The sequence below is a fragment of the Streptomyces telluris genome (assembly GCF_024519335.1).
Classification (GTDB): domain Bacteria; phylum Actinomycetota; class Actinomycetes; order Streptomycetales; family Streptomycetaceae; genus Streptomyces; species Streptomyces telluris.
The window spans coordinates 295134-316466 of record NZ_JANIID010000004.1; the positions used below are offsets into that span (position 1 = coordinate 295134).

Here is a 21333-nt window from a genome sequence, read left to right on the forward strand (position 1 = left end):
CCTCGATCCGACTCGGGCACCGACCCGCCTCAGATGCCGATGTGGCGCCGCAGCAGGGCCCGGAAGTCGCGGTCGAACGCCTCGTAGCGGCGCCGCAGTTCCGCCCCGGGCCAGTCGGCCGGCAGCAGCTCCCGCGGCAGGACCGGGTCCGACAGCAGGTGCCGCAGGACCGCGGCCGAGACCGTGAAGCGTTCCGCGAGGGCCGCCGTGCGGTCGTCGCGGAGGGCGGACTCCAGGAAGCGGGCGCGCGAGGCCCAGCCGTCCAGGTCCCACAAGGCCGCCGCGAGCCGCGCGGGGTCGCCCTCCGGCGCGCCCGTCAGCAGCGTGCACTGGGCGGTGACGACCGGCGGCCGGTCCCGCAGGAGGTTGGCGGGGCGCATCCAGCAGCCCTCGCGGAGTTCGCCGAGGCGGAGCGCCGCCATGGCCTGGCGCAGGGCGGCGCGGTCGGCCGCGCTGCGGCGCTCGGGGGTGACGACGGCGATCTCCCAGCCGCCGTCCCACGGCCGGGTGCGGGGCGCGCGGCTGTCGTCCTGCCGGGCCTGGCGGGCGAGGAGCCGGTCGGTCAGCCGGTAGGCGCCCTCGTGCTGCTCCAGGTCGCCCGCGGCGACCATCCGGGTCAGGGCCGTCCGCACCGTGCCCTCCGCGGTCCCGAACAGTTCCCCCACGCGGACGAGGGCGCGCGCGGGGAGCGCGGGCGGGTGGTGCCCGAGGAGGGTGGAGAGCACGACCGAGCGCGCGGTCAGGGGCCGCAGCGCCGGAGCGGCGGGCTCGGCAGAACCGGCGGGACCGTCAGAAGCGGCGGGAGCGGCGGGGGAAACGGCAACGGTGTCGTCCATGGCTGGGCCAACCCTATCCATTACAGTCTTTCATCACGCATCATGAAACTGTAATACCGATCGACGTCCCACGCCCTGCCGAACGGCCCGCCCGGAGGTCGCCATGAGCGCCACGCACGACGTGTTCAACCAGGCCCCGCCCCTGACCGGCTTCACCACCGCCGACGACCCCGCCCTGCTGGAGGCGCTGCGCCGCGACGGCGGAGCGTGGGGCGAGGCCGAGGTCCGCGAGCTCGGCGCCCGGGCCGGCACGGAGGAGGTGCAGGACTGGGCCCGCACGGCCGAGGCGCACCCCCCGGTGCTGCGCACGCACGACCGCTACGGCCACCGCGTCGACGAGGTCGAGTTCCACCCCTCCTGGCACCGGCTGATGGCCGCCGCCGTGGAGAGCGGCCAGCACGCCGCCCCCTGGGCCGAGGCCCGCCCCGGCGCCCACCTGGTGCGCGCGGCGAAGTTCTACGTGTGGGCCCAGGCCGAGCCCGGCCACGGCTGCCCGGTCTCGATGACGTACGCCGCCGTCCCCGCACTCCGCGCCCAGCCCGCACTGGCCGCCGCCTACGAGCCGCTGCTGGCCTCCCGCACGTACGACTACGGGCTGCGCCCGCCGCTCGGCAAGCAGGGCCTGATCGCGGGCATGTCGATGACGGAGAAGCAGGGCGGCTCGGACGTCCGCGCCAACACCACCACGGCCGTGCCCGCGGGCGACGGCTCGTACGTGATCACCGGCCACAAGTGGTTCACCTCCGCGCCGATGAGCGACGTCTTCCTCGTCCTCGCCCAGGCCCCGGAGGGGCTGACCTGCTTCCTCATGCCGCGCGTCCTGCCCGACGGCACCCGCAACGCCATGCGCCTGCAGCGGCTCAAGGACAAGCTCGGCAACCGCTCCAACGCCTCGGCGGAGATCGAGTACGAGCAGGCCGTGGCCTGGCCGGTCGGCGAGCCCGGGCGCGGGGTGCGCACGATCGTCGAGATGGTGAACATGACCCGGCTCGACTGCGTCATCGGCTCCGCGGCCGGCATGCGGGCCGGGCTGCGGCAGGCCCTGCACCACGCCGCGCACCGCAAGGCGTTCGGCGCCGAGCTGATCGACCAGCCCCTGATGCGCAACGTCCTGGCCGACCTCGCCGTGGAGTCCGAGGCCGCGACCGTGCTGGCGATGCGGCTCGCGGCGGCCCTGGACCGCTCCGAGGCCGGGGACGCCGCCGAGTCGGCGCTGCGCCGGCTGGGTCTGGCGGCCGGCAAGTACTGGGTCTGCAAGCGCGGAGCCGCCCACGCCGCCGAGGCCCTCGAATGCCTGGGCGGCAACGGCTACGTCGAGGAGTCCGGCATGCCGCGGCTCTACCGGGAGGCCCCGCTGCTGTCCATCTGGGAGGGCTCGGGCAACGTCGCCGCCCTCGACGTCCTGCGAGCCCTGACGAAGGAACCGGCCGCCCTGGACGCCTACTTCGCGGAGGTCGGCGAGGCGGCGGGCGCGGACCCCCGGCTCGACGCGGCCGCCGCGCGCCTGCGGGACCTGCTCGGGGAGCTCACCGACCCCGGCCGCGCCCAGCTCCTGGCCCGCCGCCTGGCCGAGCAGCTGACGCTCGTCCTGCAGGGCAGCCTGCTCGTGCGGCACAGCACACCGGCCGTCGCGGACGCCTTCTGCGCCTCCCGGCTGGGCGGGGACTGGGGCAACGCCTTCGGCACCCTGCCGCCGGGCACGGACCTCGGGCCGGTCCTGGACCGCGCGCTGCTGAAGGAGGCGCTGTGACCGCGCCCGCGATGCCGGCCGCGACTGTGCGCACGGAGCGCCGCGGGCCGGTCACCACCGTCATCCTCTCCCGCCCTGAGGTCCGCAACGCCGTGGACGGGCGGACCGCCACCGCACTGGCCGACGCCTTCCGGGCGTTCGAGGCGGACGAGAGCGCCCTGGTCGCGGTGCTGTGGGGCGAGGGCGGCACCTTCTGCGCCGGGTTCGACCTGAAGGCGTTCAGCAGCGGCGAGCCGGGCAGCCGGATCGAGGCCGGCAACCGCGTGGAGGCCGGCGGGGACGGCCCGATGGGCCCCACGCGGATGCGGCTGTCGAAGCCCGTCATCGCGGCGGTCGGCGGGTACGCGGTCGCGGGCGGCCTGGAACTGGCGCTCTGGTGCGACCTGCGCGTGGCCGAGGAGGACGCCGTCTTCGGCGTCTTCTGCCGCCGCTGGGGCGTGCCGCTGGTCGACGGCGGCACGGTCCGCCTGCCCCGGCTGATCGGCACGAGCCGCGCGATGGACATGGTGCTGACCGGCCGCCCGGTGCCGGCCGCCGAGGCGTACGCGATCGGGCTCGCCAACCGCGTGGTCCCCACGGGCACGGCCCGCGCCGCCGCGGAGCAACTGGCCGCGGAGATCGCCCGGTTCCCGCAGGGCTGCCTGCGTGGTGACCGCGCCTCCGTGCTCGATCAGGAGGGCCTCGCCGAAGAGCAGGCGATGGCGGCCGAGTTCACGCACGGCCGGGCCTCGCTGACCGGGGCCGTCGAGGGCGCCGCGCGCTTCGCCGCGGGCGCGGGCCGGCACGGGGACTTCACGGAGCTCTGACCGGGCCCGGCTCGGACGGCAAGGTGGACACAGGGCGTACGGCAGACTCGCCGTGCGCCCTGTTCGTCCGTCTTGCGGGGTGAACCCCCGCACATAAACCACACAGTTCTTCACCCCTTCGATGGGATTGGCTCCCTCGCAGGGCAGTTGAGGGATGGACGACCGCGAGGATCTCCCCGTGAGCGGATGGGTGCGCGCCGGGCGCGCGGGGATCGTGGCCTTCGCGGCCGTAGTGGCGACGGCCGGGGCGGCCGGGCCCGCTCCGCGGGACGATCCCGGTCCCGGCGGGCCCGTTAGGGCCGGCGGGGAGCGTCCCCTGCCCGGTCCGGCGGCCGAGGCACTGCGCGGCGTCCCCCGCATCCGCCCGGGCTCCGCCACCGTCACGTACGACCCCGGCTCCGGCGGCGTTCCGGGGCACGGCGGCGTTCGCGGGCGGCACGGCCTTCCCGTTCCGGGCGGCGTCCCCGGTCACGGCCGCGTCCGTGCCGGGACCGGTGGCCCCGGCGGCGACGCGGCCGCCGCGGAGATCGACCACCGGCCCGGCTGCCTGAGGGTCGGTGCGGTTGCCGGCACCGCCTCCGCGGTGATCGTCATCGGATGCGGCCGGGTGCCGCGCCCGGTCACCCCGGCCGCCCCGCGGCCGCCCGTCCCCGCGCCGCCCACGTCCGCACCACCGCCCCCGCCCCGCCCGGCACCGGTGCGGCTGCGCGCTCCGGCGCCCCGGCCCGTGCCTCCGCCGCCCCCGGCGCCGCGGCCGCTCGCCGCACCGCGCAGCGCGCCGCCGCCCGCGCCCGAAGTCCCGCCCCCGCCCGCGCACATCGTGCCGCGGGCCTACCACGCGTCCGCCTCGCCCCCGCCCGACGGCGGGGCGTCCCTGGTCACCCTCACCCTGCTGCTGACCACGCCGGCCGTGCTCGCCGCGGCGATGCTGCGGCCGCGGGGCGGCGGTGGCGGCGGCCGCCGCGGCTGACGTCCGTACGCCCCGGCGGCGCGGTCCTCCGTACCGCCCGCCGTCCCGTTCCCGGTTCCCCCCGCTCTCGTCTTCTCTTCCGGAGGTTTCCCTTGTCCGAGTGGCTGGTCCTGGTCCTCGCCATGGCCGCGGCGTGCGCGGTCGTGCTGACCATCACCGTGCTCCGGGAGCGCAGGCGCGGCGAGGACGACGACCCGACCGAGACGCCCGACGTCATCGAGTACATGACGATGATGATCGGCGTTGTCTACGCCATCGTGCTGGGCCTGGCCATCGCCGGCGTCTGGGAGGCCCGCAACAGCGCCCAGGACCAGGTCCGTGCCGAGGCCCAGGCGCTGCACGAGGTCACCGAGCGGGTGCAGGCGTACGCGCCGGCGGCCCGGGACCAGGCGCGCGAGGACGTCAACACCTACGTGAGCTACGTGGTGCACAAGGAGTGGCCGGTGATGCTCAAGCGCGGCGAGCTCACCGACCGCGGCGCCATGCTGCTGGACAAGGTGCGCGAGGACCTCACCTCGTACGAGCCGCGCAACGACCACGAGGGCCAGTCCTACCAGCCGCTGCTCGACCAGATCGGGGCCGCGGACGCCGCGCGCAACGCCCGGGCGCAGAGCGCGGGCGACACCATGCCGGGCGTGGTGTGGTTCGGCCTGGTCGCGGGCGCGCTGATCGCCGTGGGCCTGATCTTCACGCTGCAGATCCGCCGCTCGCCGCGCGAACTGCTCCTCGCCGGTCTCTACAGCGCCCTGATCGCCTTCCTGCTCTTCCTGATCTGGGACTTCAACTCGCCCTTCGGCCACTCCGTCGGCGATTCCACCGCGCCGTTCACCGATCTGTTCGCCACCTGACGGGCAGGTGCTTGAGGCCGTTCTGGAAGTTCGACGTCAGGCGCACCGGCTCGCCCGCCCGCTCCAGACCCGGCCGCCGGTCCAGGACGGCCCGCAGCACCGCGCGCATCTGGGCGCGGGCGAGGTGGGCGCCGGGGCAGAAGTGCGGTCCGTACCCGAAGCTGACGTGGTCGTTGGGGGTGCGGGTGACGTCGAAGCGGTCCGGGTCGGGGAAGACGCGCTCGTCGCGGTTGGCGGACGGGTGGAAGACGGCCACCTTCTCGCCGCGCCGGATGAGCCGCCCGCCCAGCTCGGTGTCGTGGGCGGCGGTGCGCCGGAAGTGCATGACCGGCGGCCAGTAGCGCAGCATCTCCTCCACGGCCGAGGGGACCAGCTCCGGCCTGCTGCGAAGGAGCGCGAACTGGTCCGGGTGGTCGAGGAGCGCCAGCAGGCCGCCGGGTAAGGCGTTGCGGGGTGCCTCGCTCCCCGCGACCGCGAAGAGGAAGAACATCATCTCGAACTCGTCCCGGGTGAGGCCGCCTTCGCGCATCAGCGCCAGCACGCTGCCGGGCGCCGGTCGCTCGGCCAGGGCGTGGGCGTAGTGGAACATGTCGGCCAGCGCCTCGCGCGAGCGGGGGTTGACCGGGCGTCCGTCGGGGCGGGTCCGCGGGGCGGGGCGGCGGGCGAGGGCCGCGCGCCCCATGGGGGTGAGTTTCTCCCGGGCGGCGGTGTCCGACAGCGCGTAGTCCGCGTCCTGGTAGCCGACGATCCGGTTCGCCCAGTCGTGGATCAGCGCCCCGTCCTCCTGCGGCACGCCCAGGACGTGCGCCAGGGTGCGTACGGGCAGCTCCGCGGAGAGCTCCACGAAGTCCGCCTCGCCGCGTTCCGCGATGCGGCCGACGAGCGCCCGGGCCCGCGCCTCGATCACCGCCTCCAGCTCGCGGACGGCGCGCGGGGTGAGGGCCGAGGCGGTGATCCGGCGCAGCCGGCCGTGGCCGGGCGGGTCCTGGTTGAGCATCGTGGTCCGGACGAACCGCAGGTCCGCCTCGGTGTCCGGGTCGCGCAGCTGGGTGGCGCCCAGGTGCGAGGAGAACGTCTCCGGGCTGCGCAGGACGTGCTGGACGTCGGCGTGCCGGAAGACCGCCCAGAAGCCCCGGCCCGGCGGCCAGGGGCCGACGGCCGGCTCGCCGATCCGGCACACGGGGCTCTTCTCCCGCAGCTCGCGGAAGCGGGCGTACGGCACGCCGCGGGCGTAGGTGCCGGGCAGGAAGACGTCGGCGGTCACCTGTTCTACGGTCACGCGGGGACCGTAGACCCTCCTCTGGCGGGCGAGTCAAGGGCTCGCCACAATGTGGGGGTGACCATCGGCCGGTACGGCGGACGGAGGTACGGACAGTGACGGAAACCAGGTTCGACGGGGCGGGTCCGCCCCGCGTCGTCGACGAGGCCGAGGCGGACGCCCTGGTCCGCGGGATCTGTTTCAAGACGGGCCCGCCGCGGTTCCTCGGCGTGGAGCTGGAATGGCTCGTCCACGACCTGCAGGATCCCTCCCGGCCCGTCTCCCCCCGCGTTCTGGCGGCCGCCGCCGACCGGCTGCGGACGCTGCCCCTGAAATCCCTGATCACCATCGAGCCCGGCGGCCAGCTGGAGTTCAGCTCCCGGCCCGCGGAGTCCCTCACCGCCTGTGCGGAGGAAGTCTCCGCCGATCTGGCCATGGCCCGCCCCGCGCTCCGCTCCCTCGGCCTCTCCCTCGCCGGCTACGGCAAGGACCCCTGGCACCCTCCGCGCCGCGTCCTCGCCACGCCCCGCTACCGGGCCATGGAGGACTTCCACGACCACTGGGGCGCCGCCGGGCGCACCGTGATGACGAAGACCGCCTCGGTGCAGGTCTGCGTGGACGCCGGGCACGAGGAGCCCGGGCCGCTCGGCTTCGGCCGGCGCTGGCGGCTGGCGCACCTGCTGGGCGCCGTCCTCGTCGCCGCGTTCGCCAACTCCCCCCTCGACGGGGGCCGCCCCACCGGCTGGCGCTCCACCCGCCAGGCCTGCTACGAGCGCATGGATCCCGGCCGCACCCTGGCCCCGCCCGAGGACCTCGACCCGCGGGCGGCGTGGGCCGCGTACGCCCTGGACGCCCGGGTCATGTGCGTGCGCTCCGACGAGGGCCCGTGGGAGCCCCCCTGGGGCCTGGACCTGCGCGGCTGGACCCGTACGGGACACCCCCGGCCCGTCACCGACGACGACGTCGGCTACCACCTGACCACGCTGTTCCCCCCGGTGCGGCCCCGGGGCCACCTGGAGCTGCGCATGATCGACGCGCAGCCCGGCGAGGACGGCTGGCTGGTGCCGCTGGCCGTCACGGCCGCCCTCTTCGACGACCCCGTGGCCGCCGAGACCTCCTACCGGGCCGTGAAGGCCCTCGCGGACACGGCGGGCCCGGAGCCCGCGCCCCGCAACGCGCTCTGGCGCAACGCCGCCCGCCACGGCCTGGCCGACCCCGAGCTGCACGCCGCCGCCGTCACCTGCTTCGCCGCCGCCCGCGAGGCCCTGCCCCGGCTCGGCGCCGGCCCCCGCATCCTGGACGCCGTCGACGCCTTCACCGCGCGGTACGTCGACCGCGGCCGCTGCCCCGCCGACGACCTCCTCGACCGGTTCGCCGGCGGGCACCGGGCCGGCGGCAGGGCCCCGGGCACCGGCAGGGCCCCGGGCACCGGCAGGGCCCCGGGCACCGGCGAGGACCACGCCACCGGCAAGGAGAACCCCGCATGACCGCACCCGGCCCGGACCCCGACGTCCTCCGCCGGCGCGCCACGGACGCCCTGCTCCGCGCCCGTGCGCGCACCGGACTCCTCACCGGCTGCGTCGACGACCGCGACCTGACCGCCCAGCACTCGCCCCTGATGTCCCCGCTGGTGTGGGACCTGGCCCACATCGGCAACCAGGAGGAGCAGTGGCTGCTGCGCGCCGTGGGCGGGCACGAGGCGCTGCGCCCCGAACTGGACCGGCTCTACGACGCGTTCGAGCATCCGAGAGCCGCGCGGCCCGCGCTGCCGCTGCTGCCGCCCGCCGAGGCGCGCAGCTACGTCGCCGACGTCCGCGGACGCGTCCTGGACGTGCTGGAGGCGGCCCCGCTCGACGGCCGCCCGCTGACCGCGTCGGGCTTCGCGTTCGGCATGATCGCCCAGCACGAGCAGCAGCACGACGAGACCATGCTGATCACCCACCAGCTGCGCCGCGGCCCGGCCGCGCTCGGCGCGCCCGAGCCGCCGCCCGCCCCGCCGGACGCCGCGCTGCTGCCGCCGGAGGTGCTGGTCGAAGCAGGCCCGTTCACGATGGGGACCTCGGCCGAGCCGTGGGCCCTGGACAACGAACGGCCCGCCCACCACCGCTTCGTGCCGTCGTTCTTCATCGACACGCTGCCTGTGAGTAACGCCGCCTACCTGCGCTTCATCGAGGACGGCGGCTACGGGGACGCGCGCTGGTGGCACCCCGAGGGGTGGCGGCACGTCCGCACCCACGAGCTGACGGCCCCGCTGTTCTGGCGGCGCTCGGGCTCCGGCTGGCTGCGGCGGCACTTCGGCACCGTCGAACCCGTACCGCCCGACGAGCCGGTCCTGCACGTGAGCTGGTACGAGGCCGCGGCCTACGCCGCGTGGGCCGGGCGGCGGCTGCCCACCGAGGCCGAGTGGGAGAAGGCCGCCCGCCACGACCCCGGCCGGGGCCGCTCCCTGCGCTATCCGTGGGGCGACGCGGACCCCACCCCCGACCACGCCAACCTCGGCCAGCGCCACCTGCGCCCGGCGCCCGCCGGGGCGTACCCCGAGGGCGCCTCGCCGCTGGGCGTCCGGCAGTTGATCGGCGACGTGTGGGAGTGGACGTCCAGCGACTTCCTGCCCTACCCGGGCTTCAGGGCCTTCCCCTACCGGGAGTACTCGGAAGTGTTCTTCGGCAGCGCCCACAAGGTGCTGCGCGGCGGGTCCTTCGCCGTGGACCCCGTCGCCTGCCGGGGCACCTTCCGCAACTGGGACCTGCCGGTCCGCCGGCAGATCTTCGCCGGCTTCCGCACCGCACGCGACGCCGAGCTCGCCTGATGTGCCGTCACATCGCCGTCCTGGGCCCGCAGGAGCCCATCGGCGCGAGCCTCGCCGACCCGCCGCACTCCCTGGTGCGCCAGTCCTGGGCGCCGCGGCGGCAGCGCCACGGCACGGTGAACGCGGACGGCTTCGGCGTCGGCTGGTACGCCGAAGGCGACCCCGTGCCCGCCCGCTACCGGCGCGCGGGGCCCGTCTGGGCCGACCTGTCCTTCGCCGACATCGCCCGGGTCGTGCGCACCGGCGCCCTGCTCGCCGCCGTGCGGGACGCCACCGCGGCGGACGCGGACGGCGAGGCCGCCGCCGCGCCCTTCACTGCCGGGCCCTGGCTCTTCAGCCACAACGGCGCGGTGGCCGGCTGGCCGGACACCGCCGCGCCGCTCGCCGCCCTGCTGCCCCCCGAGGCGCTCCTGCGCCTCGCGGCCCGCTGCGACTCCGCGCTCGTGTGGGCCCTCGTCGAGCACCGGCTGCGCGGCGGTGACGCCCCCGGCGGCGCACTGGCCGACACGGTCGCGGAGCTCGCCGAGGCCGCCCCCGGATCCCGGCTCAACCTGCTGCTCACGGACGGCACCTCGATCGCCGCCACCGCCTGGGGGGACACCCTGTGGTACCTGGCGGTCCCCGGCGGCCGCACGGCCGTCGCCTCCGAGCCCTACGACGACGACCCGCGCTGGACCGAGGTCCCCGACCGCACCCTGCTCACCGCGACCCGCACCGGCGTCGCCCTGTCACCGCTCAAGGAGCCCTGCCCGTGAGCCCGTTCGCCCTGACCCGCACCCTCCCCGCCGACGCGACCGCCGCCGCCCTGCGCGCCGACGTCGCCACGGGCCTGACCCGCACGCCCAAGGAGCTCCCGCCGAAGTGGTTCTACGACGCGCGCGGCAGCGAGCTGTTCGACGAGATCACCCGCCTGCCCGAGTACTACCCCACGCGCGCCGAACGGGAGATCATCATCGCCCGCGCGGACGAGATCGCCGCGGCCACCCGCGCCCGTACCCTCGTGGAGCTCGGCTCCGGCTCCTCCGACAAGACCCGCCACCTCATCCGCGCCCTGGCCGCCCTCGACCACTACGTGCCCGTCGACGTCAGCGAGAGCGCCCTGACCGGCGCGGCCGAGGGCCTGCTCGCCGACCACCCCGAGCTGACCGTGCACGCCCTCGTCGCCGACTTCCAGTACGGCCTGCACTTGCCCGCCACGCCCGCGCCGCGCCTGCTCGCCTTCCTCGGCGGCACGATCGGCAACCTGCGCCCGCAGGAACGATCCGCCTTCTTCGCCGCCGTCCGCGCCGAACTCGCCCCCGGCGACGCCCTGCTGCTCGGCGCGGACCTGGTCAAGGACGAGCGCACGCTCGTGCGCGCCTACGACGACGCGGCGGGCGTGACCGCCGCCTTCAACAAGAACGTCCTCACCGTCATCAACCGCGAACTGGAGGCCGACTTCGACCCGGACGACTTCGACCACGTCGCCCTGTGGGACCCCCGGCAGGAGTGGATCGAGATGCGGCTGCGGGCCCGCGGCGCCCTCGTCGCCAAGATCCCCGCGCTCGACCTCGCCGTGAACTTCGCCGCCGGCGAGGAGCTGCGCACGGAGATCTCCGCCAAGTTCCGCGAGGAGGGGATGCGCGGCGAACTGGCGGCGGCCGGCCTGGAGACCACCCACTGGTGGACGGACGAGGAAGGGCGGTTCGCCCTGTCGCTGTCGGTGCCCGCCGCCGGTTAGCCCTCCCGGTGTGAACGCAGATGCGAACGGCGGACCGAACGACGAGGTCGGCGCGGTGGCCGTCGGCGCCTTCGGGCGCGCCGGCCACCGCATCGTCGGCTCCGTCGCGGTACGGCTGGTGAAGGCGGGACGCCGGCCCGTCACCGTGGTGCCGTAGCCGCCTCGCAGGGGTGTTCCCGCGGTACGGCGGGGGTAGGCTGCGGCTGCCCGGCGACAAGGAGGCCCTGCCATGTCCGACCAGGAAGCGGAAGCGACGGAGGCTCCCGAGCCGTCCGGGACGCTGGAGCTCAGCGACCGCGACGGCGTCCTGTCCCTGACCCTGTCCGGCGGCGAGGCCATCCCCAGGAACATCCCCGTCCTGGACGAGTCCGGCAAGCTCCTCGCGGTCTACACCGCGGGCCCGCCCGCCCCGCCCGCCCCGCCCGTGGCGGAGGCCGTTCCGGACGTCCTGACCGAGCGCACGGTGGTCGACCTGCCGTGAGCCGGGTGCGGGCGCTCGCCGCGCGCTCGGGCGCGCGGTGAGCCACGGTGGTGGGGACCGTACCGGCCCGCACCCCTGGAGCAGCGCCCATGACGCACCACACCTACCGCGTGACCGAGATCGTCGGCTCCTCCCCGAAGGGCGTGGACGACGCCGTCCGCAACGGCCTCGACCGGGCCTCCCAGACCCTGCGCAACCTCGACTGGTTCGAGGTCACGCAGATCAGGGGACACCTCGTGGACGGCGCGATCGGCCACTACCAGGTGGGCCTGAAGGTCGGCTTCCGCCTGGAGGAGGGCGACTGAGCCCGCTGCGGCGGCCCGGCCCGGAGAACCCGGACGGAGCAACGCGCGCGGTACGGGTGAAGCGACGTGCGGCGCGAGTGCCGCGTCCGCGGCCGGCACCGGCGAATATGAGCAATCCGTGACAGTTCTGCCGTTCGGAGGCCCGTGCGGCGCACGAGTGTGCCGAGGGGAACGATACTGTCCGCATGTCACGGGTACTGCTGATCGAGGACGACCGTGCGGTACGGGACGCCGTCACCCTCACTCTGCGCCGTCGCGGCCACGAGGTGGAGGGCGCGCCGACCGGTGAGGCCGGGCTCGCCGCCATGGACACGTTCCGGCCCGACCTCGTCCTGCTCGACCTCATGCTGCCCGACATCAGCGGCTTCGAGGTGTGCCGCCGCATCCGCACCACCCAGCAGATCCCGATCATCATGCTCACCGCGCGCGGCGACGACATAGACGTCGTCCTCGGTCTCGAAGCCGGCGCCGACGACTACATCGTCAAGCCCGCCCGCGGCGAGGTCCTGGAGGCCCGCATCCGCGCCGTGCTCCGCCGCGCCGCCCCCGGCGACGGCGGCCCGGACCCGGCCTCCCTCCAGCCCGTGGAGATCCACGGCGACCTGACCGTCGACCGCAAGGGCCTGCTCGTCGCCAAGCACGGCCAGGACCTGCCGCTCGCCCCCTCCGAGCTGAAGCTCCTGCTGTACCTGTCCGCCACTCCGGGCCGCGTCTTCAGCCGCCAGCAGCTCCTGGAGCACGTGTGGGAGCACAGCTACCACGGGGACGCCCGTCTGGTGGACGCCTGCGTGATGCGCCTGCGCACCAAGATCGAGGACTCCACCCGGTCGCCCAAGTACATCCAGACCGTCCGCGGCTTCGGCTACCGCTTCGGACCCCTGTGAGGCGGCCCGCCCTGCGCATGCCGTCCCTGCGCATGCCGGCTCCGCGCCGGCCGTCCCTGCGTGCCGTCGCGGCCGGCCTGCGCGCCCGCCTCGTCCTGGCGTTCCTGCTGGTCGCCGCGCTCAGCGCGCTCACCACGGCGGCGCTGACCTTCCGCGAGGCCCGTACCGCCATCCTCAAGCGCACCCAGGACACCGCCATCGAGGCCCTGCGCTCCCAGGTGAACTCGCAGGTGCCGGACTACGCCTTCCCGCTCTCCCAGCAGGCCCTGCAGGACCTCCAGCACCGGCTCAACGCCGCCGGCAGCGCCCAGCGCTGGACCGTGTACGTGCGCTACCGCGGCAGCGGGCTCGTGCCCGGCGGCGACCACGGCCGGGTCCTGCCGCGCGGCGTCCAGGAGAAGGTCCGCGCGGGCATCCCCGCCTTCCAGCGCCTGGACAGCGGCGGCGACCCCTGGCTCGCCATCGGGCTCCCGGTCACCTACCGCAACAGCAGCGAGGCCTCCGGCCTGGAGGTGTACGCCCAGATGCCGCTCCGCGAGGACGAGGCGAACGTCCAGGCCCTGGTCAAGGCCGCACAGCGCGGCGCCCTGCCCGCCGTCGCCCTGGCCGCCGTACCGGCCCTCATCGCCGCGCGCGGCGTGCTGCGGCCCGTGCGCGAACTGCGCCGCGCCTCCCGCAAGCTCGCCGCCGGCGAACTGGACACCCGGCTCAAGGTCACCGGCCGCGACGAGCTCGCCGACCTCTCGCGCACCTTCAACGACATGGCCGAGGCCCTGGAGGAGAACGTCGCCGAGCTGCGCCGCATGGAGGCCAACTCGCGGCGCTTCGCCGCCGACGTCTCGCACGAGCTGCGCACGCCGCTGGCCGCCATGACGGCCGTCGTCGACGTCCTCGACGACGACGCGGACTCCCTCGACCCCGACACCGCCTACGCCGTCCGCCTCATCAGCGAGGAGACCGGCAAGCTCGCGCGGATGGTCGAGGACCTGATGGAGATCTCCCGCTTCGACGCGGGCGCCGCGGCCCTCCACCTCGACGAGGTCGACGTCTCCGAGACCGTCCGCAAGACCCTCCAGGCCCGCGGCTGGCAGGACAAGGTCTCCGCCGATCTGCCCGAGGGCGTGCGCGCCCGGCTGGACCCGCGCCGCATCGACGTCGTCGTCGCCAACCTCGTCGGCAACGCCCTCAAGCACGGCGGCGAACCGGTGGACGTCGCCGTCCGGGTGGCCGGGGAGGGCACGGCGCGGAGGCTGCTGATCGAGATCGCGGACCGCGGCCGGGGCATCGACCCCGAGGTGCTGCCGCACGTCTTCGAGCGGTTCTTCAAGGCGGACTCCGCCCGCGCCCGCTCCGAGGGCAGCGGCCTCGGGCTCGCGATCACCCTGGAGAACGTACGGTTGCACGACGGCACCGTGCGGGCCGCCAACCGACCCGGAGGAGGCGCGGTGTTCACCGTGGATCTGCCGCTGCGGCAGGGCGGGGGCGAGACGGCGTGACGGCGCGACGAGTACGCCGCGCCGCGCCGGCCGCCCTGCTGGCCGCGGCGCTCACGGGCTGCGGCGTCACCACCACCGACGTCATCGACGTGGGGCAGCCCGCCACGGGGGCCAAGCGGCAGGGGGAGGTCAACTCGGCGGAGGCCAAGCTCTACTTCATGTCGCCCACCGGGGTGACGCAGGTGACCCGTCAGGCCAAGGCCAAGCTCGGTGCCGAGGACGCCGTCGCCCTGCTGCTGCAGGGGCCGAGCGAGGAGGAGCGGGTGCGCGGCCTGTACTCCGACCTGCCCAAGATGAACGGCGAGGTGCACGTCACGACCGGCACGCTGCGGGTGAGCATCCAGATGCCGTTCAACGTGCTGCGGCTGACACCCGTCTCCAGGAGCCAGTTCGTCTGCACGGCGGCCGCCAACGAGGTGCCCCGGGGGCGGCAGATCCACGACGTGAAGGTCGAGCTCAGCGGCGGCAGTTACGTCATCACCGACCTGGTCTGCGACAGCAACCAGGCCTTCCCCGCGGCCAAGCTGCCCACCCCCACCACCCCCGCCCGCTGACGTCCGCCCGGCCGCCGTTCAGGTCCGCGGGAAGCTGAAGGCGTACCCCTCCTGCTGGAGCTCGGGCAGCAGCCGTCCGAGGGCCTCCACGGTCTGGGTGCGCGGGCCGCCGGCGTCGTGCATGAGGATCGTCGGGCCCTTGCCCAGCTCGCGCCGGACGGTGTCGAGGATCTTCTGGACGCCCGGGCGCTCGAAGTCCTTGGTGTCCACGTTCCAGCCGAGCGGGCGCATCCCGTGCTCGGCGGCGATGCGCCGGCTGTCCGGGGTGAACGCCCCGCCGGGGGCCCGGTAGTAGCGCACGGGCTCGCCGCCGGAGGCCTCCTCGATGAGTTTCCGGGCCTCCAGGATCTCCTTCTCCTGGTACTCCACCGGCTTCTTGTCCATCCTGGTGTCGTGCGACATGGAGTGGTCGCACAGCCGGTGGCCAGCGGCGACGACCTGCTTGACGAGGTCCGGGTGCTTCTGCGCGTTGGGCCCGGTCATGCAGAAGGTGGCCTTGGCGCCGTACTCCTTCAGCACGTTCAGGACCTTGGGCGTCCACGCCGGGTCCGGGCCGTCGTCGATCGTGAGGTTGACCGCCTTGCCGGAGTCCTCCGGCAGGTGCTCGATCTCCTGGCTGACCGTCCTGCCGGCGGCGGGCCGGTCCGCGGCCCGGGAAGTGCTGCCGCTCTCGCGGTCGTTGACGGCCACGGCGAGCGTCCCGCCGGCGATCGCGAGGACCGCTGCCGTCGCCGCGATCCGGTTCCTGTGCTTCTTCGGCAGCGCCATGACGTCGCCCCGCCCTCTCACTCGGTGTCCCTTACACCGAGTGAGAGGGCGGGGGCGGGGAAGAGCGTTGCGCCTGTTACGAATTGCTCATGTATCCGGCATAGGGGGCTCATCCGCGAGGGGCCGGGCGCCGTCAGCTCGTGGGGCGGAAGCCCCGCAGCCGCAGGCTGTTGCCGACGACGAAGACCGAGGAGAAGGCCATCGCGGCCCCGGCGATCATCGGGTTGAGCAGTCCCGCGGCCGCCAGCGGCAGGGCCGCCACGTTGTAGGCGAAGGCCCAGAAGAGGTTGGCCTTGATGGTGCCGAGCGTCCGCCGGGCGAGGCGGATGGCGTCGGCGGCGGTGCGCAGGTCGCCGCGGACGAGGGTCAGGTCGCCGGCCTCGATGGCGGCGTCGGTGCCGGTGCCCATGGCCAGGCCCAGGTCGGCCTGGGCGAGGGCGGCCGCGTCGTTGACGCCGTCGCCGACCATGGCGACCGAACGGCCCTCGGCCTGCAGCCGCTTGACGACGTCGACCTTGTCCTGCGGCAGGACCTCGGCGATGACCTCGTCGATGCCGACCTCGGCGGCGACGGCTTCGGCGACGGCCTTGTTGTCGCCGGTGAGCAGGACGGGCGTGAGGCCGAGGGCGCGCAGCCGCCGGATCGCCTCGGCGCTGGTGTCCTTGACCGCGTCGGCCACCTCCAGCACCGCCCGGGCCTCGCCGTCCCAGGCGACGACGACGGCCGTGCGGCCCGCGGCCTCGGCGGCGTCCTTGGCCTCCCGCAGCCCGGCCGGCAGGTCCACGGCCCACTCCGCGAGCAGCTTCTCCCGGCCGACGAGGACGGCGTGGCCCTCGACGACGCCCTGGACGCCGAGGCCCGGGAGGTCGGCGAAGTCCTCCGGCACGGGCAGCGTGCCGACGCGCTCGGCGGCGCCCGCGGCGACGGCCCGGGCGATGGGGTGCTCCGAGGCGTGCTCCAGCGCGCCCGCCAGCCGCAGGGTCTCGCTCTCGCTCACGCCGCCGGCGGTGCGGACGGCGAGCAGGGTCATGCGGCCGGTGGTCACGGTGCCGGTCTTGTCGAGGAGGACGGTGTCGGCCTTGCGGGTGTTCTCCAGGACCTCGGGGCCCTTGATGAGGATGCCGAGCTGGGCGCCGCGGCCGGTGCCGACCATCAGGGCGGTGGGCGTGGCGAGCCCCAGGGCGCACGGGCAGGCGATGATCAGCACGGCCACGGCCGCGGTGAACGCGGCGGTCGCGCCCGCCCCGGTGGCCAGCCAGTAGCCGAGCGTCGCGAGCGCGAGGACGATCACGACGGGCACGAAGACGGCGGAGATGCGGTCGGCGAGGCGCTGGGCCGCGGCCTTGCCGTTCTGCGCGTCCTCCACGAGCTTCGCCATCCGGGCCAGCTGGGTGTCCGAGCCGACGCGCGCGGTCTCGACCACGAGGCGGCCGCCGGCGTTGAGCGTGGCGCCGGTGACCGCGTCGCCCACGCCGACCTCGACGGGGACGGACTCGCCGGTGAGCATCGAGGCGTCCACGGCGGAGCTGCCCTCGACGACGGTGCCGTCGGTGGCGATCTTCTCGCCGGGCCGGACCAGGAAGCGGTCGCCCACGGCCAGGCCGGAGACGGGGATGCGCTCCTCGCGCCCACCCCGCAGGACGGTGACCTCCTTTGCGCCCAGCTCCATCAGGGCCCGCAGCGCGGCCCCGGCCTTGCGCTTGGAGCGGGCCTCGAAGTAGCGGCCCGCCAGGATGAAGGCGGTGACGCCCGCGGCCGCCTCCAGGTAGATGTTCTCCGCGCCGCCGCCGCGGCTGACCGTCAGGTCGAAGGAGTGCGTCATGCCCGGCATGCCGGCGTCGCCGAGGAAGAGCGCCCACACCGACCACAGGAAGGCCGCAGAGGTGCCGACCGAGATCAGGGTGTCCATGGTGGCCGCGCCGTGCCGGGCGTTGGTGAACGCCGCGCGGTGGAAGGGCCAGGCGGCGTACGTGACGACGGGCGCCGTCAGGGTCAGCGACAGCCACTGCCAGTACTCGAACTGCAGGGCGGGCACCATGGCCAGCAGGACGACGGGGACGGCCAGCGTCACGGCCGTGATGAGCCGCTGCCGCAGCGTGAGCAGCTCGTCGCCCTCCCCGGCGGCCTGCGCTTCCTGCGCACCGGCAGGCGCCGCCTCGGCGGGCGCGGGCGGTTCCGCGGTGTAGCCCGTGGCGACCACCGTGGCGATCAGGTCGTCCACCGAGACGCCCTCGGCGTGGAAGACCCGGGCCTTCTCGGTGGCGTAGTTGACCGAGGCCTCGACGCCCTCCATGCGGTTGAGCTTCTTCTCGATCCGGGCGGCACAGGAGGCGCAGGTCATGCCGCCGATCGTGAGTTCGACCTCGGCCGTGCCGGTGGTACTGCTCGTCGTGGTGCTCATCCGCGCTCCTCGTGCCGTTCCCCTCATACCCCTGGGGGGTATCTCCTACCTCCATGTATACCCCTGGGGTGTATCGCGCGCAAGGGGAAGGAACGACTTCGGGCCGTACCCCTGGGGGGTACGGCCCGAAGCAGGCGGTGCGGAGGGTGCCGGAGGTCAGGGCTGCAGGCCGCCGAGCCGCCCCTCCAGCAGGACGAGCAGCTCGGCCAGCGTCGCGGCGAGATCGGCCCGGCGGTCCTCGCCGAGCCCTTCGAGGAGCGCGCTCTCGTAGCCCAGCTGGTGCGGGATCAGCCGGTCGATGAGCTCCCGGCCCTCGTCCGTCAGCGACAGGTGGGCCACCCGGCGGTCGCGCTCGTCGGCGCGGCGGGCGACCAGGCAGCGCGCTTCGAGCACCCGCAGCCGCTTGGTGACGGCGGCCCCGGAGGCGAAGGTCTCCCGTGCGATCTGGCCCGGAGTGAGCTCCCGGCCCGTGCGCCGCAGGGTGCCGAGGATGTCGAACTCGGCCCGCGTCAGGCCCTCGCGCACCAGCGGGGCGTCCGTGGCCTGCTGGAGCAGCGCCGCGCAGCGGTTGAGCCGGCCGATCACGGCCATCGGCGCGGTGTCGAGTCCGGGGTGGACCTGCTGCCACTGCCGCAGCACGCGCGCGACGATGTCCTCGGTCACGTTGGTGATCCTTTCCAGTCGGTGCTCCGGGTAGATTCTGCCGTCCCGCCGGTGACCGTCCGGAGGGAGCCCTCACATCGGCGCCGCGCCGCCGCCCGGTGCGCGCCCCCGGGCGAGTGAGGCCAGCGCCCGGTGGCCCTCGTGCTCGGCGCGGGCCACCCGCTCCCCGGGGCCGGTCCGCTGCCGCCATTCGCCGGCCGCGGCGTCGGCCGCCTCCCGCAGGTCGACGAGGGCGGCCGCGAGCCGGTCGCGGGCGCGGTCCGCCTCGTGGCCGCCCGCGCCCGCCGACGCGGCGAGGGCCGCGGCGTGCGCCTCGGACACCCGGACCACGGCGGCGTCGACCCGGTCCGCCGCCCGCCGGTTGGTGACCAGCGCGCAGGCGAGCAGGCCCGCCGCCGCGCCGACGAGCGTATCGGTCCACCGGTCGCCGACCAGCTCCCCGGCGGGGCGGCTGCCGCCGAATTCGGTCAGCAGCAGGGCCATCGGGGTGACGCAGACCGTGCCGAGCCAGTAGTTGCGGGAGATGAGCGCCTCGGCGCCGGCGAGCAGGACGAGGACCGCCAGGACCATGGCCGCGTGGCCGGTGTGCATGAGGGGCGCCAGCGCGGCGAAGAGCGCGACGCCGAGGAGGTTGCCCAGCACCCGCTGCAGCGCTCGCTGCCAGGACGGCGCGCCGCCGGCCTGGACCACCGAGGCGGCGCTGACCACGGCCCAGTACGGGTGGCCGACGCCGCAGGCGAGCGAGGCCCAGCCGGCCAGGGCGGAACCGGTGAGCACGCGGGCGCCCGTGGGCAGCAGCAGGGGCAGCGGGAGGGGTCCGGGCGGCACCGCGCCCGGGCCGGGGGCGGCAGGTGCCTCCCCGGGCAGGGGGCGGCCCTTGCGCAGCTCCAGGGCCCAGGCCTGCCAGGGCCCGCCGGCCGGGGCGGGGCCCGCCGCGGGGGACCGGCCCGCGTCCGGGCCGCCGCGGCCGTGGGGGGCCGCCTCCCTGAGGGCGAGCTCGGCGTGGACGTGGGCGCGCACCGTCGCGGGAGCGCGCAGCAGCGCCTGCCAGGCGGCGTGGCGCGCGCGGTCTGCGTCCCCAGGGTTCGCCGGGTCCCCCGCCTCCGCGGTGTGCGCGCGGGCCAGGCGGGCCGCGGCCTCCAGGGCGCGGGCGGCGGCGATGCGCTCGGGGCCGTGCGGGCGGACGAGGGCGGGCGCCATGCAGACCAGCCACGCCCACAGGCCGCAGGCCAGCGTCAGGCCGGTGTGGAGCGGGAGGTCCGCGGCGCGCTGCGGCGCGAAGCACGCCGACGCCGTGACGAAGGTGAGGATGATGTGGCCCGGCGGGCCGGTGCGGGTGGCGTCGCAGGCCGTCTTCTGCGCGGCGGCGAGCACGGCCGCGACCGCCACCAGGACGGCGGGGGAGGGCGCCAGGGCCGCGGTGGCCAGGGCCGTGCCGACGCTCGCGGTCATGCCGAGCACCACCAGGGCGAGGAAACGGGCGCGCGCCGCGTACGGGCGGTCGTGGCCGAAGAGCGCGCACAGGGCTCCGGCCGAGGTGTAGAGCGCGAGATCCAGCCGGTCGGCGGCGAGCAGGGCGGCGTACGGGACGGCCATCGCCACGACACCGCTCAGGGCCGACTTGTACCAGATGTCCGCGGGCCGGCCGATCCGGAGAGCGGCGCGGAGGGGCCCGGGCAGCGGGGAGCGTCTGAGCATGCCAAGAAGATTAGCAAGTATTTTACAAGGAAAATAAATCGAGGGTGCGGGCCCGGCAGTCCGCCGGAGCCCCCCAGGCCGACCGCAGTGCCCGCGCCTTGCCCAGCCACAGCGACAGGTCGTACTCCGCGGTGTAGCCGATCGCGCCGTGCAGCTGCAGGGCGGCGCGGGCCGCGGCGTAGGCGGCGTCGGACGCGGCCGCCTTCGCCGCGGCCACCTCCGCCCCCGCCCCCGGCGCCCCGGCCGCCAGGGCCACGGCCGCGCCGTACACGAGCGGCCCCGCGAACTCCAGGCCCACGCGGACGTCCGCAAGCCGGTGCTTGACCGCCTGGAAGGCGCCGACCGGCACGCCGAACTGCTGGCGCTGCCGTACGTACCCCACCGTCCGCTCCAGCAGGGCCAGTCCCACGCCCAGCACCTGCGCGGCCGCCGCGAACGCCGCCCAGTCGGCGGCGAGCCGCACCGCCTCGCGCACCGCCCGCCCCGCGGCCACCGGCTCCGCGCCGCACCGCGGCAGGGCGAGGCGGCGCGCCGGGTCCAGCGAGGGCTGGACGGGCCCGTGGCCGGTGGCCAGGAAGAGGTCGTCCGGGCCGCCGGGCGCGACGAACACCGCGTCGCACACGTCCGCGTCCAGCGCGTACGGACTGCCGCCCGGTGCGCCCGGCAGGGCCGCCGTCACCCGGGCCCCGCCGTCACACACGCGCGGCAGCCAGGCCTCCGCGAGGACCGGTCGGCCTGCCTCGGCCAGCCGCGTCAGCAGCACCGACACGGCGGCCGTCTCCACGACCGGACCGGGTACCGCGTGCCGGCCCAGCTCCGTGAAGGCCACGGCCGCCTCCACCGGCAGCGGCCCCGCGCCGCCGAACGCCTCGGGCACGGCCAGCCCGAACACCCCGGCCCGCGCCAGCCGCTCCCACACCGCCAGCCCCGGCCCGTGGTCGCCCTGCGCCCAGGCCCGTACGGCCGCCGGGACGTCCGCCGCGCCCAGCATCCGCCCGAGCGTCCGCCCGAACTCCCGCTGCTCGTCGTCGAGTGCGAACCTCATGCCGACCGCCCCCGTACGGCCCGCGCCCGCCCCCGTACGGC

Annotated in this window: 20 protein-coding genes and 1 pseudogene; 14 read left to right on the top strand and 7 right to left on the bottom strand. The window is 75.6% G+C overall.

Going from position 1 to position 21333, the window contains the following annotated elements; translation table 11 throughout:
• Window positions 1-29: 29 nt before the first annotated feature.
• Window positions 30-836, bottom strand: coding sequence for a PaaX family transcriptional regulator C-terminal domain-containing protein (locus NQU55_RS07400; RefSeq protein ID WP_168093171.1), 807 nt, complete (start codon window positions 834-836; stop codon window positions 30-32).
• Between the two features lie 103 nt (window positions 837-939).
• On the opposite strand from NQU55_RS07400, the gene NQU55_RS07405 reads away from it, so the two are divergent.
• The 4 genes from NQU55_RS07405 to NQU55_RS07420 all read left to right on the top strand — a co-directional run bounded on the left by NQU55_RS07405 (window position 940) and on the right by NQU55_RS07420 (window position 5210).
• The gene (locus NQU55_RS07405; RefSeq protein ID WP_168093170.1) at window positions 940-2586 is read left to right on the top strand and encodes an acyl-CoA dehydrogenase family protein; all 1647 of its coding nucleotides are present in this window, start codon (window positions 940-942) and stop codon (window positions 2584-2586) included.
• 11 nt (window positions 2587-2597) lie between these two features.
• Entirely contained in the window at window positions 2598-3392 is a 795-nt protein-coding gene (locus tag NQU55_RS07410) for a crotonase/enoyl-CoA hydratase family protein (protein ID WP_168093181.1), read from the top strand.
• A gap of 178 nt (window positions 3393-3570) precedes the next feature.
• The gene (locus NQU55_RS07415) at window positions 3571-4362 is read left to right on the top strand and encodes a hypothetical protein (RefSeq protein WP_168091175.1); all 792 of its coding nucleotides are present in this window, start codon (window positions 3571-3573) and stop codon (window positions 4360-4362) included.
• A gap of 92 nt (window positions 4363-4454) precedes the next feature.
• Window positions 4455-5210, top strand: coding sequence for a bestrophin-like domain (locus NQU55_RS07420; protein ID WP_168091205.1), 756 nt, complete (start codon window positions 4455-4457; stop codon window positions 5208-5210).
• Here NQU55_RS07420 and NQU55_RS07425 read toward each other — a convergent pair.
• Window positions 5188-6489 (bottom strand): cytochrome P450, encoded by a 1302-nt coding sequence (locus NQU55_RS07425; RefSeq protein ID WP_256790099.1) that lies wholly within the window; start codon window positions 6487-6489, stop codon window positions 5188-5190. The two genes, NQU55_RS07420 and NQU55_RS07425, sit on opposite strands and share 23 nt — an antisense overlap.
• A gap of 95 nt (window positions 6490-6584) precedes the next feature.
• Here NQU55_RS07425 and egtA point away from each other — a divergent pair, with 95 nt between their 5' ends.
• The 10 genes and pseudogenes from egtA to NQU55_RS07475 all read left to right on the top strand — a co-directional run bounded on the left by egtA (window position 6585) and on the right by NQU55_RS07475 (window position 14717).
• A complete protein-coding gene (gene egtA / locus NQU55_RS07430; protein WP_168091204.1) occupies window positions 6585-7955 on the top strand; it encodes an ergothioneine biosynthesis glutamate--cysteine ligase EgtA in 1371 nt (456 codons plus the stop codon).
• Window positions 7952-9277 (top strand): ergothioneine biosynthesis protein EgtB, encoded by a 1326-nt coding sequence (egtB, locus tag NQU55_RS07435; RefSeq protein ID WP_168091203.1) that lies wholly within the window; start codon window positions 7952-7954, stop codon window positions 9275-9277. Before egtA ends, egtB begins: the two co-directional genes overlap by 4 nt.
• On the top strand, window positions 9277-10032 hold the full coding sequence (gene egtC / locus NQU55_RS07440) for an ergothioneine biosynthesis protein EgtC (RefSeq protein WP_168091202.1): 756 nt from the start codon (window positions 9277-9279) through the stop codon (window positions 10030-10032). Before egtB ends, egtC begins: the two co-directional genes overlap by 1 nt.
• Window positions 10029-10997 carry an L-histidine N(alpha)-methyltransferase gene (egtD, locus tag NQU55_RS07445; RefSeq protein ID WP_168091201.1) on the top strand — a complete coding sequence of 323 codons (969 nt, stop codon included), beginning with the start codon at window positions 10029-10031 and terminating at the stop codon, window positions 10995-10997. The genes egtC and egtD overlap by 4 nt, the downstream gene beginning before the upstream one ends.
• Window positions 10998-11049: 52 nt before the next feature.
• Window positions 11050-11154, top strand: a pseudogene (locus NQU55_RS07450) (universal stress protein); the annotation flags it as partial.
• Window positions 11155-11226: 72 nt separating this feature from the next.
• Complete coding sequence (locus NQU55_RS07455; protein WP_168091200.1) at window positions 11227-11478, top strand: hypothetical protein; 252 nt, start codon at window positions 11227-11229, stop codon at window positions 11476-11478.
• A gap of 89 nt (window positions 11479-11567) precedes the next feature.
• Window positions 11568-11783 (top strand): dodecin, encoded by a 216-nt coding sequence (locus NQU55_RS07460; protein ID WP_168091199.1) that lies wholly within the window; start codon window positions 11568-11570, stop codon window positions 11781-11783.
• Window positions 11784-11968: 185 nt separating this feature from the next.
• The gene (locus NQU55_RS07465; RefSeq protein ID WP_168091198.1) at window positions 11969-12667 is read left to right on the top strand and encodes a response regulator; all 699 of its coding nucleotides are present in this window, start codon (window positions 11969-11971) and stop codon (window positions 12665-12667) included.
• 32 nt (window positions 12668-12699) lie between these two features.
• Window positions 12700-14163: an ATP-binding protein gene (locus tag NQU55_RS07470; RefSeq protein ID WP_168091208.1), complete on the top strand. Its 1464-nt coding sequence runs from the start codon at window positions 12700-12702 to the stop codon at window positions 14161-14163.
• Window positions 14160-14717: a hypothetical protein gene (locus NQU55_RS07475; protein WP_168091197.1), complete on the top strand. Its 558-nt coding sequence runs from the start codon at window positions 14160-14162 to the stop codon at window positions 14715-14717. The genes NQU55_RS07470 and NQU55_RS07475 overlap by 4 nt, the downstream gene beginning before the upstream one ends.
• 18 nt (window positions 14718-14735) lie before the next feature.
• On the opposite strand, the gene NQU55_RS07480 is transcribed toward NQU55_RS07475, so the two are convergent.
• The 5 genes from NQU55_RS07480 to NQU55_RS07500 all read right to left on the bottom strand — a co-directional run bounded on the left by NQU55_RS07480 (window position 14736) and on the right by NQU55_RS07500 (window position 21292).
• Window positions 14736-15485, bottom strand: coding sequence for a polysaccharide deacetylase family protein (locus tag NQU55_RS07480; RefSeq protein WP_168091196.1), 750 nt, complete (start codon window positions 15483-15485; stop codon window positions 14736-14738).
• A 133-nt stretch (window positions 15486-15618) separates the two neighbouring features.
• Entirely contained in the window at window positions 15619-17886 is a 2268-nt protein-coding gene (locus NQU55_RS07485; protein ID WP_168091195.1) for a heavy metal translocating P-type ATPase, read from the bottom strand.
• 156 nt (window positions 17887-18042) lie between these two features.
• Window positions 18043-18549: a MarR family winged helix-turn-helix transcriptional regulator gene (locus NQU55_RS07490; RefSeq protein ID WP_058042761.1), complete on the bottom strand. Its 507-nt coding sequence runs from the start codon at window positions 18547-18549 to the stop codon at window positions 18043-18045.
• Window positions 18550-18621: 72 nt separating this feature from the next.
• Window positions 18622-20247 (bottom strand): FUSC family protein, encoded by a 1626-nt coding sequence (locus NQU55_RS07495; protein WP_168091194.1) that lies wholly within the window; start codon window positions 20245-20247, stop codon window positions 18622-18624.
• Window positions 20248-20269: 22 nt separating this feature from the next.
• The gene (locus tag NQU55_RS07500; RefSeq protein WP_168091193.1) at window positions 20270-21292 is read right to left on the bottom strand and encodes an acyl-CoA dehydrogenase family protein; all 1023 of its coding nucleotides are present in this window, start codon (window positions 21290-21292) and stop codon (window positions 20270-20272) included.
• Between the last annotated feature and the right edge of the window lie 41 nt (window positions 21293-21333).